The 15,450-nt window shown below is 35.3% G+C and carries 15 protein-coding genes; 8 read left to right on the top strand and 7 right to left on the bottom strand.

The genetic code is table 11. The annotated features are described in order from the left end of the window. Position 1: 1 nt before the first annotated feature. The 4 genes from pgsA to ACMAZI_RS08030 all read left to right on the top strand — a co-directional run bounded on the left by pgsA (position 2) and on the right by ACMAZI_RS08030 (position 2,934). Positions 2-682, top strand: coding sequence for a CDP-diacylglycerol--glycerol-3-phosphate 3-phosphatidyltransferase (gene pgsA, locus ACMAZI_RS08045; protein ID WP_334678486.1), 681 nt, complete (start codon positions 2-4; stop codon positions 680-682). A gap of 22 nt (positions 683-704) precedes the next feature. Beyond that, positions 705-1,910 (top strand): phosphoserine phosphatase SerB, encoded by a 1,206-nt coding sequence (gene serB / locus ACMAZI_RS08040; RefSeq protein ID WP_412473416.1) that lies wholly within the window; start codon positions 705-707, stop codon positions 1,908-1,910. Between the two features lie 76 nt (positions 1,911-1,986). Next, positions 1,987-2,331 carry an aspartate 1-decarboxylase gene (gene panD / locus ACMAZI_RS08035; protein WP_120404873.1) on the top strand — a complete coding sequence of 115 codons (345 nt, stop codon included), beginning with the start codon at positions 1,987-1,989 and terminating at the stop codon, positions 2,329-2,331. A gap of 39 nt (positions 2,332-2,370) precedes the next feature. After that, the gene (locus tag ACMAZI_RS08030; RefSeq protein WP_115362901.1) at positions 2,371-2,934 is read left to right on the top strand and encodes a leucine-rich repeat domain-containing protein; all 564 of its coding nucleotides are present in this window, start codon (positions 2,371-2,373) and stop codon (positions 2,932-2,934) included. Here the strand turns inward: ACMAZI_RS08030 and ACMAZI_RS08025 are convergent. Genes ACMAZI_RS08025 through ACMAZI_RS08000 form a run of 6 tightly spaced genes read right to left on the bottom strand, consistent with a single transcriptional unit; the run spans position 2,931 to position 7,039 of the window. Beyond that, the gene (locus ACMAZI_RS08025; protein ID WP_115362903.1) at positions 2,931-3,290 is read right to left on the bottom strand and encodes a Crp/Fnr family transcriptional regulator; all 360 of its coding nucleotides are present in this window, start codon (positions 3,288-3,290) and stop codon (positions 2,931-2,933) included. The genes ACMAZI_RS08030 and ACMAZI_RS08025 overlap by 4 nt on opposite strands. 3 nt (positions 3,291-3,293) lie before the next feature. Further along, the gene (locus ACMAZI_RS08020; RefSeq protein WP_115362904.1) at positions 3,294-3,641 is read right to left on the bottom strand and encodes a Crp/Fnr family transcriptional regulator; all 348 of its coding nucleotides are present in this window, start codon (positions 3,639-3,641) and stop codon (positions 3,294-3,296) included. 14 nt (positions 3,642-3,655) lie between these two features. Beyond that, on the bottom strand, positions 3,656-4,618 hold the full coding sequence (locus ACMAZI_RS08015) for a biotin/lipoate A/B protein ligase family protein (RefSeq protein WP_233500282.1): 963 nt from the start codon (positions 4,616-4,618) through the stop codon (positions 3,656-3,658). Between the two features lie 17 nt (positions 4,619-4,635). Further along, positions 4,636-5,040: a hypothetical protein gene (locus ACMAZI_RS08010; protein WP_115362906.1), complete on the bottom strand. Its 405-nt coding sequence runs from the start codon at positions 5,038-5,040 to the stop codon at positions 4,636-4,638. A 32-nt stretch (positions 5,041-5,072) separates the two neighbouring features. Further along, entirely contained in the window at positions 5,073-6,020 is a 948-nt protein-coding gene (locus ACMAZI_RS08005; protein WP_412473417.1) for an HAD-IIIA family hydrolase, read from the bottom strand. Between the two features lie 2 nt (positions 6,021-6,022). Further along, the gene (locus ACMAZI_RS08000; RefSeq protein WP_334678482.1) at positions 6,023-7,039 is read right to left on the bottom strand and encodes a hypothetical protein; all 1,017 of its coding nucleotides are present in this window, start codon (positions 7,037-7,039) and stop codon (positions 6,023-6,025) included. A 98-nt stretch (positions 7,040-7,137) separates the two neighbouring features. Between ACMAZI_RS08000 and ACMAZI_RS07995 the strand changes: the two genes are divergently transcribed. Genes ACMAZI_RS07995 through pyrF form a run of 3 tightly spaced genes read left to right on the top strand, consistent with a single transcriptional unit; the run spans position 7,138 to position 13,228 of the window. Next, a complete protein-coding gene (locus ACMAZI_RS07995) occupies positions 7,138-8,118 on the top strand; it encodes an aspartate carbamoyltransferase catalytic subunit (protein ID WP_334678481.1) in 981 nt (326 codons plus the stop codon). Next, the gene (carB, locus tag ACMAZI_RS07990; RefSeq protein WP_412473418.1) at positions 8,099-12,550 is read left to right on the top strand and encodes a carbamoyl-phosphate synthase large subunit; all 4,452 of its coding nucleotides are present in this window, start codon (positions 8,099-8,101) and stop codon (positions 12,548-12,550) included. Before ACMAZI_RS07995 ends, carB begins: the two co-directional genes overlap by 20 nt. Beyond that, on the top strand, positions 12,551-13,228 hold the full coding sequence (pyrF, locus tag ACMAZI_RS07985; RefSeq protein WP_412473419.1) for an orotidine-5'-phosphate decarboxylase: 678 nt from the start codon (positions 12,551-12,553) through the stop codon (positions 13,226-13,228). On the opposite strand, the gene ACMAZI_RS07980 is transcribed toward pyrF, so the two are convergent. Further along, positions 13,229-14,527, bottom strand: a complete 1,299-nt coding sequence (locus ACMAZI_RS07980; RefSeq protein WP_412473420.1) for an inosine/guanosine kinase — start codon at positions 14,525-14,527, stop codon at positions 13,229-13,231. It lies immediately after the preceding gene. A gap of 53 nt (positions 14,528-14,580) precedes the next feature. Between ACMAZI_RS07980 and ACMAZI_RS07975 the strand changes: the two genes are divergently transcribed. Beyond that, positions 14,581-15,429, top strand: coding sequence for a hypothetical protein (locus ACMAZI_RS07975; protein WP_115362913.1), 849 nt, complete (start codon positions 14,581-14,583; stop codon positions 15,427-15,429). Positions 15,430-15,450 lie beyond the last annotated feature (21 nt).

Genomic DNA, 15,450 nt, shown 5'->3' with positions numbered 1-15,450 from the left:
TATGTCAGATAACAATAAAAATAATGATAATAAAAAGAGCGCAACGAATACAATGACTGACAGAGAGTTATTAAGTGAATGGGAGATCGATAATCTACCTAATCGCTTAACTATTTTTCGTGTAGCTTTAATTCCTGTTATTTGCCTGACTCTTTATCTATGTTTATTTGAAGAAAATATCTTTAAGGCCACGCAAAAAACTCTTGGTTATATTGCTGCTTGGACATTTGTAGCGGCTTCTTTTACTGACTTCTTAGATGGATATATTGCTAGAAAAAGAAATATTGTCACAGTTTTTGGCTCTTTCTTAGATCCTATTGCTGATAAATTCTTAGTTGTTTCTTCTCTCATTCTTCTTCAATCACTTAATCGTGTAAATGTACTAGTGGTTATCGTATTAGTTATTAGAGAAATGTATATGACGGCATTGAGATTACTTGCAATGGAGAAAGGCCTAAAAGTAAGTGTCAATCAACTAGGTAAATGGAAAACAACATTTCAAATGATGGCCATTCCAATGCTTATGGCCTGGGATAAACCATTTGGTTTCTCATTCCCACTTGTTGGTACGATATTGATTTATTTATCATTTTTCTTCTCTGTATTGTCTGCGCTAGTTTATACATTTGGACTTGCAAAGAGAATCACTGAAGTAAGGCAAGCAAAGAAAGCAAAAATTTAAAAATACATACTAGGTTGAGCTCATGGAAGATAAATCAAATAACAACTCTAAAGAAATCATTATCACAGTATCTGGTGCCGACAGACCGGGGATTACGGCAAAATTAATGAAAGTAATTAGTGATAATAATTCCGATATTACTGATATCAATCAGGCCATTACTCACAACCTACTTTCTCTTTCATTTGTCTTAAATATCAGTAGTGACAAGGATCATGATCAAAACGTTCTAAAAGAGCTACTTTTTGCGGCCCATGAGATGGGATTAAAGTTAGAATACTCAATTATTAAAGAAGACGTTAAATACAAGTCTCCTTACAATAGTTTTATAGTAAATTGTGTGGCCCCTAAGAAAATATCTGCAAGCTTCATTGCTGATATGTCACAAAATATCGCCTCAAATGGAATCAATATATATCGAATTGATAATGTATCTAAAGAAGGCTTTAACTCTCTAGAAGTTTTAACTGACGTTCCTGAGCAAGTAGATTTAAACAAGGTTAAAGAGGATCTACTTGCTATCAGTAATACACATAGTACAGATATAGCCTTTATTAGAGACGATGTTTACAGAAGATCAAAGAGACTAATTGTCTTTGATATGGACTCAACTTTAATTCAAGCAGAAGTCATTGACGAACTTGCAAAAGTACATGGTATTGGCGCAAAAGTTAGCGCGATTACAGAAAGGGCCATGAATGGAGAACTCGACTTTAATCAGTCACTTATTGAAAGAGTCTCGCACTTAAAAGGCCTTAAAGAATCAACGCTAGAAGATATCTGTCAAAACCTTCCCTTAACAGAGGGTGTTGAAGAATTCATAAAAACAGTAAAAAAATATGGGTATAAAGTTGCATTAATTTCAGGTGGTTTTACATACTTTGCAAATTACTTAAAGAACAAACTTGAATTAGACTATGCGTTTGCAAACGAGCTTGAATTTGAAAATGGTGAACTTACAGGCAAGGTAAAAGGTACAATTATCAACGCAGACCAGAAGGCCGTACTTGTAAACTTAATCTCTCAACAAGAAGGTATTTCTCTAGAACAAGTTGTGGCAATCGGTGACGGGGCCAATGACTTACCGATGCTAGCTCAAGCAGGCCTTGGTATCGCTTTTCATGCAAAAGACATAGTGCGCAAAAACGCACAAAACCACATGAGTCACGGCCCAATGACATCTATTTTATACTTTCTAGGTATTCCAGGTCCTGAAGCAGAAATATAAATAGAAAGCACTTATTACGTTAATAAAATCTTCATTTTTGTTGCGTTCTCACCTAAGAATTTGATAAATAAGTTTCATGCGCGAAATGTTACAATCAAAAATACATAAGGCCGTCGTTACTCAGGCCGATCTTAACTATATAGGCTCAATTACTATTGATGAGGAACTACTTGATCTCGTAGACTTATGGCCTGGTCAGAAAGTACTCATTGTTTCCAATACTAACGGTGCAAGACTTGAGACTTACGTTATTAAGGGAGAGCGCGGTAGTGGTGAGATATGCTTAAATGGTGCCGCTGCACACCTAATTAACGAAGGCCACGAAGTTATTATAATCGGCTTTCAGATGACAGATAAGAAAGACATTAGGCCAAAGCAAATCTTAGTCGATAAGAATAACAAATTCGTCCAATATCTATAATTTAACTCAACAGACAATCATATATGTTACAATTTCTTTATGCTTATAAAGGTATCAAAAAGATATAGTAACTTTGATATTAATGACTTCTTTGAAGAAAAAGATGAGTCATTAACAAGTATAAACACATTAGAGCTAATGGTTAAGCATAAATGTGAAGTCCACTTAAACCTCGATACTTTAACAAACCTTAAGAAGTTTTATATTTATGCTGACGGTGAATGTAGCCTAAATCTAATAGGCAAGGCTCCTTTAGAAATTCTCAAAATGAGAGGTGTTAAGAATTGTCATGATATACATATTCATGAGAGCTCACCTATTAAGATACTACAATTAACTGAGTGCAATCTACATGCGATTCCTAGTTGGCTCTACAAGCTCACTAAAATCGAAACACTAGAATTACAAAGAAATAAATTAACTGATCTTCCAATTGAATTTGAATGGCTCAAAAACCTCAAGAGATTAAATTTGGACAATAACCTATTTCAAGATGTTCCAAGAGTCCTTGCGAACCTTTGTGAACTTAACCATCTTTCATGTGATGCTAATGAGATAGGTCAACAGAAATTAAGAGACTTCTTACAACTTTTAAACAGTTAAACCTCAGGTTTAACACGATTTGATGCCTTTCGTATGCGATCGATTAGTGTTTCTAATAAAGTTCGAAACCATTTTGGTTGCTTATTAACATACATCTCAAATTTCGATGAAGGGATTACAAGAAGACGTGAATCAGTTAAGGCCTTAATTGTTGCACATCTTGGAGAATTATCAAAGAAGCTCATTTCCCCAACTAACTCTCCTTCAAAGATAGTGCCTATTTTTACTTCTTGGCTATTTTTTACTTTGAAGACACCAAGACTTCCCTCTTCCACGATATATACTTCGTTACTCTCTTCACCTTCACGAATTAAATATTGATCTTTATTTACAAATACCGTTGTAGGAGATGCCATAAATTACACCTTTATCTTTTCATTAGTAGTTCTTAAACGATCTGCAAGGGTTCTCATCATAGTTTGAAGCCACTTTGGTTGTGAATCTAAGAAAGCTTGGAATTTGTGAGCATCAAATACCTCAACTTCACTTTCACCAATAGACTTTACGGTTGCACATCGAGGCCTATTATCAAGAAAACTTACTTCTCCAACAAACTCTCCAGGATAAATGGTTCCAATCTGCTTTTGTCCATCTGTTGTTTGTTTAAAAACAGCAAGAGTTCCTTCTTTTAGAAGATACATACAATCACTTGCGCCACCTTCTTCAATCAAAACTTCACCTTGAACTAAGTTAATTTTTTCTCTCATCTTAGGCCTTAAATTTAAAGAAAAAGAACCTCATGACATGCATTAATAAAGTCATGCTGCTTTTGTGATAGCTTATCTTTCTCTAGAATATTTTCTTCATAATAAGTTTTATCAATAACGAGATCCAAAAGGTCTTTATCGTCATTACTTACTTGTATTATTCTAGCATATTTAGAAATAACTTCGATATTATTTAACTTAAAGCTAAATTTAGGAGTTCCACCATAGATATGTTGCCAACTAGAAGTGTCAGATATCTTTGAGATCATATCTGGAAGCATACAGATATCTTGTTCTGTAATATGTAAAACTTCGACATCCGTTTTATAGTACTTACCAAAAGAGTCTTGAATAGATGTTTTAATTTTCTCTTCTGAAAGACTGTTAGAAATATCAAATAGATTTATAACATTAGATCTTACTGACTTTACTCCAAGTGCCGTACTGGCCTCAAATTTAGAACGTAATAATTTATTCAAGATATCTAAATCTGCATTCATAAGGAGTGTTCCATGGTGTAGAGCACTATTTCTTATCTCTTTAAAAGCGCACCCCGATATCTTATAATCTTCACCTTCATGATCGACTCTTAAGTCATGACGTTGATTTTCAAATGCTCTAATCCCTAAACTTCTAAGGGCATCAACTATAATGCCAGCATTAGCAGATTTATCATAATGTGAGCGGGGGCCTATAAAAGAGTAATTCAAATTTCCAGGATCATGATAGACACAACCACCACCACTTTGTCTTCGTACAAGATTTATTCCTCGATCTCGTATTTCTTTTACACGACATTCAACCCATGGATTTTGAAACTTCCCCATTACGATACTAGGGGAACTCTTCCAAAGTAGAATGATCTGATCTTGACTTTCATTTTCACTGTGAGAGCGAAGTAAATGATTCTCATAGGCAAGATTAACAAATGGATTAAGAGACTCAAGAAGATATAGTTTTAGTTTAGAAGATGTCATATCGGCCACAGGAGAAGCTACTCATCAGATAGAAGATCCATATCTTCTTCTACTTTAGCAAAAATATCAAACTCCTTTAGGCCATTAGTTGATCGTTTACAAATACTTAGTTTTTCAACAAGCCCATGGCTTTGATCAGGAAAAGACTCATCTGCCATCTCTATCTTCTCAAGTGTTTGCTTAAATGGCGCACAACCGTTTTTAAGGACCAAGAGAGAAAGATATTTTGATAAGGGAAGCTCTTCAATTTTTACAGATGCGTTTATCTTAGAGAGGTATTCACTATTTAAACGAGTTAACTCATTTAAAGAGGAGGCGATCTCCTGTTCTTTATGAGTTAAACGACGAGCTGACACGTTCACAATATTGATACAAAAACCAATAATGATTAATATAGATGAGGTTTTTAAGTTAAGTTTCATATGTAATTCCTTTTACATACAGAAATTTTGACTTATTTTGTCTTCTTTGGCAATGCAGTGGCAAAATTTATTACTTCGCGAAAGTTATCAGCAATTGTGACGTCACTATCCAATTCATACTTTCCACGTAAATGAATTGTTTCAACAAGAGGAAAATCGAGATCATCACTCATTTTATCACCTACCATATACGAATCAGAAAGCTTAATCGGAAAGTCATAACACGCCTCTAATAGCATTCCTGGATGAGGCTTACGACAAAGAGAGTGAAATTTATACTGGCCGACACCTTTTAAGAATTCAAATGGTGCAATATAAAAAGCATCGATGAGATTTTGTAATGAATCATTTAATGCATTATTAAAATGAACAACATCTTCATATTCAAACATTCCTTTTGATACACCAGATTGATTAGTTAAAACGATTTTAAGACGTTCAATATTGAACTCATTTAAGAGGAATTCATATGCCCCCTCTTTAAGCTCTAAATCATCAACCTTATGCACATATGAATGATCAACGTTTAAAACACCATCGCGATCAAGAAATACAGCAGGTCGATAATCCTGCTTCTTATGGTAAGACTTAACTATTGGCATCACTGCTTTCTCAAAATGAGGCATCCCAACTGGATCAACAGCATCAACATAGAACACACCACTAGCAGCGTAATATTCAGAGCAAAGAGTGATATCCATTACTTCAGGAAAGATTTTTTCATTATTTTCCAACTCTTCACCATTGAGATTTAGTTTTGATAAATAGTAGTACTCACAATTACCATTCTTAGGTAAGTCATAAATATTAAATAGGTCTGGCTTCACACTACTTTTATAAGTGATGAACAAAACCTTATTACCTTCATTCACTAGATCCTTTAGTTGGCCATCGTCTTCAAACTCTAAAACTTGAAAAAGATCACACTCTAGTTCTTTTATCTCTTTATAGTCACGTTGACAGAGAACAATATCAAACATATTTAATCCTTGCGCTTAAACTTCATTGAGCAGTTAATTTTGTAAGAAGGTGCCGTAAACTTATTCATAGGCTTAACCCTTACTTGAAGGTTATCTCCACCAATGGAGATATTAAATGAAGAGATCTCGGGATTTAACTCGTGAATTCTTATCTCTTCAACTTCTGTGTAATTTACGACATGACAATAATCTAAGTCATAACTTTTATGCTTATAAAAACAAATCCCTTGGACAACATCCTTATTTCCAAGCCCCATTAAAGGAAGTAAGGATTCAATAAATTTGGCCTTATCTTGACTGAGTAATTTAGTAAATATTTCGTGATAATGCTTAATTAAATGACGATAGAGAATATAGAGGTCATCACGGTCTGCATCCTTAAGCTCTCCTGGCAGTTGAGTCTTTGTCCAAAGGGAGTCAAATCGTCCACTATATTCAAGTCCATGTCTATTATAAAGAGAGCTAGCGAAACGATCAAATTCCTTATCAATAAATTCATTTAAAGTATTTTGAACGAAGCCAATTGAGTCATAGGATCTAAAGTACTTTTCAAAAATACTCTTCGCACCAGCAGACTTAGTTGTGATATTGGCACCACTTTTAACAAGCTTTAAGCTAATTGGAACAATCTTCAAATCACCGCTTTTTATATCTTGAACTTGTACAACTATATCTGCTTCATGTAGGCGTTCTTTAATAATATGATCGTGTCTCTTACCGACGACGGTAACGTTTTTAATTTCACCTTCAATATTTGAGCTTAAATCCTTGGCCATCTCAATTGCCAGAAGAGGAAGTTTTGCCAATAGGTTACGATCATATTGCCTTAACCAACTTTCATACTCTCTCATCATAGTTAAAAGCTCACTATCCACATTCTTCAAGAATAGAGACTCTACTTTACTGACAATAGCAATTTGACGGGCCACTAGAAACTCAAAAAGATTACCCTTCACTTCATTTTTAAGTGCTTCTAATTGAGTATTATTATGTATTTCTTTAAAGTTCTTGGTAACCATATTCCCTATTTAAAAAAAGTGAAGTTTTTTGTGGCCATAAAGCTTTGACTTTATTATTCTTTTTAAAAACCATACTAGCTCAACACTATTGGAATGTCATGATTGGATTTCCATCTATTCTGGAAGGAATAGAAGACTTAAATCGAGAGCAAGTTGAGAAACTCCTCGCTCGCACAAAGGAACTAAAAATTGGTTCCCCTGCTAGACTTCCCCTAAAAAGAAAAATTTCAGTTGCAACCTCTTTCCTAGAGAATTCAACACGTACAAAACTTTCATTCATAATGGCCATAAACCTACTTAAAGGTATTCACATTGATTTTGAGGCAGAGAAGTCTTCACTTAAAAAAGGTGAAAGTCTAGAGCAAACACTTCTGACTCTTAACTATCAAGGTTTTGATATATGCATCGTTCGAACAAAGGAAACGAAGCTCTTATCTCAATTTAAACAAAGGCCACCTATAAAAATGATTAACGGTGGAGATGGAACAAATGAGCATCCAACTCAGGCCCTGCTCGATCTCTATACTTTAAATGAATTATTTAATGGCGAGTTAGCAGGAAAGAAAGTTTGTATTGCTGGAGACTGTACTCATTCTCGTGTTACCCATTCTCTTATGAAGCTTCTGCCACAATTTGGTATTGAAATTACCCTATGTGGGCCAAAAGAGTTCTTACCGAAAGAAATACCTGCAGGTATTAAAACAAATGCAAGTCTAGAAGAAGCATTAAAAGAAACAGATGCTGTTTATCTGTTAAGAATTCAAGCTGAAAGACATGAGAATCAATTTGATATGTCCACTTACAATGAGAAATGGGGACTAAACTTAGATTTAATTCGTCAGGTAGGCCGCAAGATTCCAGTCTTTCATCCAGGACCAGCAAATATAGGTATTGAAGTGGATCAAGAATTAGTAGATTCAAACCTATGGATGGCCCACAAGCAAGTAGAAAACTCAGTATATGTACGTATGGCAATCATTGAGGCAATGGTTACTAATGGCGATACAAATATTGGTGCAAAATATAACACAATTAACTTTGATAAAGGATTAACGACAAATGAAGAAAACAAAGTCTGATGGTCAATTGACATCATCACAACAGTCGGAACTTAATTTTCAAACCTCTCTTAAACAAACTCCTATTTTTCTTCATTTTCCAGATCATACAAAATTTCAAGCATATATTAATCTCCCTAATAACGACTCTCGACTAAAAGATGGTATCTTTGGTGAAGCGGCTTTTACAACAGGAATGAGCGGATACCAAGAAACAGCTACCGATCCATCCTTCCTTGGTCAACATATCATTTTCACAACGGCCCATGTAGGAAATTACGAATACAATGAGAAAGTTTCTCAAAGTCTTATTTCACAAAAGCCATTGGCCCAAAGTTTAATAGCTCGAAATTTCTCATATAATGAATTCTTAGAAAATTGTGATACTCCACTAATAAGTGACGTCGATACAAGAGCTCTTACAAAATACTTATCATGTGAATCAAAAGATCACCGCTGTCTTATAACAACAAGTGAAGAAGCACCAAATTTTAATAATCACAAATTGATTTGTAATGAATTATCTAGAGTCTCAATAAAAGAAAAGAAGTGGATAATTGAAGGTAAAAATCCGATTGTCGTTATGGATTATGGGATAAAAAAATCAATCGTAAATTATTTAAAAGATCTTGGACATCCCCTAGTGGTTGTTCCTAACAATACGCCTGCACAGGAAGTTATGGAATTTAGACCAAGGATGGTCTTTTTATCAAATGGGCCAGGAGATCCAAAAGAATATAAAGAAGAAATTTCACAAGTAAAAGAAATTCTAAAATCAGATATTCCGGTTAGGGGAATCTGTCTAGGACATCAACTAATTGGTCTTGCGTGTGAAATGGAAACAATAAAACTTCCATTTGGACAAAGAGGGGCAAACCACCCAGTCTACAATCATGGAGATGAATCCCTACTTATCACAAGTCAAAATCATGGTTATGCAATTGATGCAGAATCTTTTAATTCAAAAAGACTTGAAAACGAATTTAATCTAAAACTTTTTTGTGAGTTCACTTCCCTATTTGATCGCTCACTTGAAGGTTTAAGAAGTTACGATTCAAGAATCCGAAGTGTTCAATTTCACCCAGAATCAAATCCTGGCCCTAAAGACGCCTTCGTTTTCTTTGAAGAAATTAGAGAATTTTTAAATGGCGATATTAAAAAATATAATCCTGAAGATATTAAAGAGATTCCAGAATATCACCAAGGCCAAATGGAGTCACCTTATAAGAAAATTCTCTTAATTGGCTCTGGGCCAATCAAAATAGGTCAAGCATCTGAGTTTGATTATAGTGGGACACAGGCCTTAAAATCACTTAGAGAGCTTGGATTTGAAGTAATACTACTAAATTCAAATCCAGCAACTATAATGACTGATAAAGAGATGAGTCATCGAACATATATTGAACCTATTACCAAAGAAACTATTAAAAAAATTATCCTAAAAGAGAATGTCGATGCAGTCTTATCCACAATGGGTGGTCAAACAGCACTTAATATGTGCATAGAACTAGAAAAAGAAAATTTTCTAAAGGACAACGGTGTTGCTCTATTGGGTGCAAATACAGATACAATTGAAAGAACAGAAGACCGTGAATTATTTGCAAAAGAACTAGATAAGCTTGGCTATAAATCGGGTAAGAGATTTAGTGCAAAGAGTTTTGAACACGCACTAGAACTTGCTGACAATGAAGTAAAGTTTCCTTTAATTATTAGACGTGACTTTGCTCTTGGAGGAAAAGGTGCCGCTTTAGTTCACAATCTAAAAGAGCTAGAAGAGACCTTATCATCAAGTGATGTAAAGTTTCCAATTACCATGGAAAAATCTCTTCTAGGATGGAAAGAACTTGAACTAGAAGTAATGGTTGATAAAAATCGCTGTGGTGTTGTCATTTGCTCTATTGAAAATGTCGACCCATGTGGAATTCACACAGGTGATTCCATTACAGTTGCTCCTGCTCAAACAATCTCTGATCGTTGCTACCAACAACTAAGAACCATGTCTCTAACAATTGCTAAACATATGAATGTCGTAGCCGGTGGTGCAAATGTGCAATTTGCAGTAAATCCACTAGATGAAGATGATATTGTTGTTATCGAGATGAATCCAAGAGTTTCAAGATCATCGGCGCTAGCTTCCAAGGCCACAGGTTATCCTATTGCAAAAATCTCCGCTGGCCTAGCTGTAGGTCTAACATTATTTGAAATTTTGAACGATATCACACGTATCTCTCCAGTAGCATTTGAGCCGACTCTAGATTATGTTGCAGTAAAGATACCAATTTTTCCTTTTAATAAATTCCCTTCAAGCTCACAGGTTCTATGCCCTCAAATGAGATCTGTGGGAGAAGTTCTTGCACTCGGTGGAAATTTTAATGAAGCTTTTATGAAGGCCCTTCGTGCTACAGAACAAGGACTTGAGGTACCTTCACTTGAGCAATTAAAAACGACCCCTTATCCATTAACAAAAGAATATCTTAAAGAGCGCTTAACAAATCAAAGAGAGCTATCTCTACTAACGGCCCTTGAAGCTTTAAGACAAGGATTTACGACACAAGAGATTTACGAAATAAGCTCCATCACTCCTTGGTTTGTTAATCAAATGGCCTTATTCCATCGAGATGAAGTTGCCCTTAAAAACTCTCCAGATTTAATTAAAGACAAAGAGTCTCTTTTTAATCTAAAAAAGAATGGTTTCTCAGATAAGTACTTGGCCTTATTAACTGGAAAAAGCCTTGAAGTAATTCTTGACCAAAGAATAGCAAATAACATAAGACCAGTCTTTAAGGCCGTCGATACATGCTCAGGTGAGTTTAACGCTCTGACACCTTATTTTTACTCTACATACACACAATTTAGTGACGTAAAACCTATATCAGAAGAAAGCTGTGCAATATTTGGTTCTGGTCCAAATCGTATTGGACAAGGAATTGAATTTGACTACTCATGCGTAAAAAGTTGTATGGAATTAAAAGAGCAAGGAGTAAAGTCTATTCTTCTTAACTCAAATCCAGAAACAGTTTCAACAGATTATGATAGCTCAGATAGACTCTATCTTACTCCTCTATTTTCAGAAGACCTTTTTGAGATCCTAAGTTTTGAATCTCCTGAACAAATTATCACTTCATTTAGTGGTCAAACAGGAATTAATATTCGCTCTCATCTTGAGGCACCATTTAGAAAGAAGCATCAAGAATTTAACTTTTTAGGACCTTCACTTGAATTACTCGATACGGTTGAGGATAGAAAACGCTTTGATAGCCTAACAAAGGAAATTCCTCTATCGCATACAACTTCAAAAGAAGTTAGAGGTTATAAAAACTTCATTAACGCTATTACAGAGGTAGGCTTCCCAGTCATCATTAGACCAAGTTATGTTATTGGTGGTGAAAGTATGTTTATCTTTGAAGGCCCAGAGGATATCGAAAATCTGCCTGATCAAATTTTAAAAAGCCTTCATGAAAACTCGATAGTTTTCCAGGTCGAAAATTATATTTCTGGTGCACTGGAGTATGATGTTGACTTAATAAGAGATAAAAACGGTAATACTGTTTTTACAGTATGTGAGCATATTGAATATGCAGGAGTTCATTCCGGTGATTCTGGTATGATATCTCCTCCTGCCAAAGCAAATGATAATACCATCAACAAAATGAGAGGACTTGCCTGCCAGATGGCAGATATTATGAAGATTACTGGGCCAGTAAACTTCCAATTTGCTCTTAAGGGTGAAGATATCTATTGTATTGAAGCGAACCCAAGAGGCTCTCGAACGATTCCTTTCCTATCAAAGGCCTACGATATAAATCTTGCGGCCATTGCAACAAAAGCATTACTTGGAAAAGAAATTGAAACAATAAGTAATATCAAAGGTGATTATCATATCATTAAGCAGTCGACATTTCCTTTTGATCGATTTGTACAAGATTCAATTATCCTTGGCCCAAAAATGCGCTCTACTGGAGAAACACTTGGTATTGATAAAGACACAGATCTTGCAATGTTAAAGTCGTACTTAGGAAATTATCCAGACATAACAAATAAGAAGTCAGTTCTTGTATCTCTAGCAAAAAAAGACGATCCAAAGTTAATTGAAAATATCCAAAAGCTATCAGAACTTGGACTTAATTTCTATGCGACTAAAGGGACACATAAATTCTTAAAAGAAGAATGCAATGTAGATGCGACTTTAATTAATAAATTAGCAGATAAAGGTGACAACCTTTCAATGCTTGATGCTATCAAGAAAGATGATATGGCCTTCGTACTAAACACACCATTAAATCAGGGACGCTCACAATCCGATGGAGAATTTATTAGAAATGCCGCCATCCAATATGCTGTCCCATGCTTTACTAGAATAGAAAATATTAAAGCAGTAACAAGTTCCATTATTAAATCATATACCACAGAACTTGAACCAGTAAGCCTTCAAGAGATGAGTGGAGAGGTATAAATGGAAAAGACCTTTGTAGCGCTAGATAATATGGATAAGGATCAAGTTAGACAGCTTCTAAGTGACTATCCTCAAATCAAAAAAGTTAAAATTGGACTTGAACTCTATTTAAAGTATGGCAATTCGATAGTTAATGAAATTGCAAATGACTTTAACGTTGAAATCTTTCTCGATTTAAAACTACATGACATCCCTTCAACTGTTACAAAGGCAATTTCAGCGCTAAAAGGCCTACCAATTAGCTTCTTAACGATTCATGCAAGTGGTGGAAGAAAAATGTTAGAAGCAGCATATGAAAGTGCACAAGTAAATCTTCCAAACTGCCAACTTCTTGCCGTTACAATTCTAACTTCTCATACAACACGAGAAATTAAAGATATATGGGGAAGAGAATATAAAGAGAGTTTAAACGCATTACTTAATGAGATTACAAAAGCACAAATCACAGGCCTTGTATGCTCTGCCCAAGACCTGTCCATTATTAGCGCACAAGAAAATGAAACAAACTTAAGCTTTACAAAAGTGACACCAGGGATTCGGCTAAAGAATGATGAAAGTGATGATCAAACAAGGATCATGACACCTGAAGATGCAATTAAGGCCGGAAGTAACTTTCTTGTCGTTGGGCGCTCTATAACTAAAAACCCCAATTCGATTTTAGAAGGTCACTACCCTTAATTACATATCCCAGTAACTTTCTTCTAAGCTCTGCTCTTTTACTGGCAAATTGCGCGATAGTCTTGGCGACTTTTGCTTAAGAACCTCGTAACTAGTTCTATTTGCATATTTACATAATTGGTGAATCGAAGAATAAGTTAAGTAGGTACCATCATGCTTAATTGAATGCGGTAAGAGTTTACGGTGATAAACATTAGCAGAGATATCATGCAAAATAGCTGCAAGTGCAGCATCTCCAGCACCATTAGTATTTTCAATACTCTCAGGTCCTCCCATAAAAGGATTAATATGAGAGTAAATCTTTATAGGCTCTTTACAATGTTCTTTTAGTTGTCCACGAGAATATTCAAATTGATTATAGTTTTCAATTGATTTTGAATGCAGCTTATCTTTAGTTTCTCTGGCCTTTTGCTTACATGCCCAAGAGGCCATATAAAGGCCCTGGTCGCCATCTGTAATAAGAGCAAGATCAGTAATATCTAAAACGGCCTGTCCAATTAATAGTGGATCATCAATTCCTAAAAGAGCATGAGCTTCCTGGCGATTCATGGCCAAGACATTTACGTTCTCTTTTACAAAGTCATAAAAGAAGTCGCGATTCTCTTCAATAAGTGAACTTGTTCCAAGAGCAAATACAACTGGAACTTTATATTTCTTGGCTATGCTTACGGCCTTAAGGGTAGCTTTGAACAACGGAGCGCTATGATCCCTTAACAAGAATGCAGTAACTAAGAGGGCACTTGAGTTTTTTATTAATTCATAAGGAATGAATGATTCATCTAATTGATTCATTATTCCTTTTCCAATAGCAAATGTACGCTCCTTATCAGGAGTGATCATACAAATTGCTCTGGCCATTTGCCCTTTACAAGGCTGTAAATAGCTAAAATCTACTTTAGATGAAGTACTGCAAATATACTTAAAAGCATAATCCCCTACTTTTATATTCTCACAAATAGTTCCCAGAGCAAATGATTGATCATCTGATAAAACCGAGTAGTTATGAAGGGTATTCCCAACCGCACCACCAGCATATTGGCCAAGAATTTTATCGTTTTCTAAACAGTCTTGATAAAGCTCTTCAACGATGTGATCAGGTAAGATATAAGATTCACCTGGTGAAAGCTTATAGCGCTTTAATAGATCTGTTGGGGCATCTATCTCGATATCAACTAATAATTGATCGATTCCAACAATATATACATTTTCCTTACTGTTGAAATCTGTTTCAAATGAAAGTCTGCCTTTAGCACTTACCGGAAAGTAGTGCTTGGAGCGTCTCTTACCTGGAAATCTCATGGTAGTTCCTAAACTATTGTAGTCAAAAATTTTAAATTGATTATAATGTATATATGAAAAAAATTTTAGTATTATTTTGTATTCTTTTCCATTTAACAGGGCATGCTTATCGTTTTGCCATAACAAAGGCAAGACAAACAGTTGTTTATGCTGATGTCGACCTCGCGGCCCCTATTGGATATATCAGAAGTGGTAGAAAGCTTAAGGTTGGAGATACGAGCTTAAAACAAGGTAGCATTGTCCCTTTAATCGTTTCTGGAAAAATAGCCTATGTTAAAACAAGTGATATCAGCTTTACAATCTCTGGCTCAAAACTTGAGCATAGAACTCCAGAGCTAACTGAGCATGAAATTGATAAAATTTTCAAAAGTGATGCTGAGAAACTAAAAGAAAATAGCTACTTAAGTCTTGATTACATGCGAGTTTCACCAGGCAGTGACTGGCAAGACTTTCATGAAAAATATAGCAATACAGATGCCCCGGCCTTTAATCGAATCAACCTTGCTATTGAATACCGAGACCCAAAGTCGAGAAACGGCTTTAAGCTTGGACTGGGTTATCTCTTTGGTTCAAGTGAAAATACAAAAATCACTAGTATCTACGGGGATTTTCAATATCAATTTCGCATTATCAATCGATCAAGTTTTGCACTTGAGGCCTATGCAGGACTCATTATAACTGGAGACTTTACACAAGAAAACTTTGGTGAGAAGTCAGCTGGAGGCGCTTGGGGATATAATGCAGGAGGAAGAGTAAGGATTGCACCTTTTTCGGCCCTAGGATTCTATGCTCAAGCAGCAATAGTATCTTATAATTCTTATTCAATGGATGAAATCGTTACTGAGACTGTTTCTTCTGTAGGTGGTGTATCTTTAGGTGTTGGTATTAGTTATCGACTATAAAAAAAGCCTAGCAAAAAGCTA

Origin of the sequence: Halobacteriovorax sp. YZS-3-1, from assembly GCF_047084945.1 — a bacterium.
Classification (GTDB): domain Bacteria; phylum Bdellovibrionota; class Bacteriovoracia; order Bacteriovoracales; family Bacteriovoracaceae; genus Halobacteriovorax_A; species Halobacteriovorax_A vibrionivorans.
The sequence above is the reverse complement of the archived record's forward strand: the minus strand, read 5'-3'. Positions and strand labels throughout refer to the sequence as shown.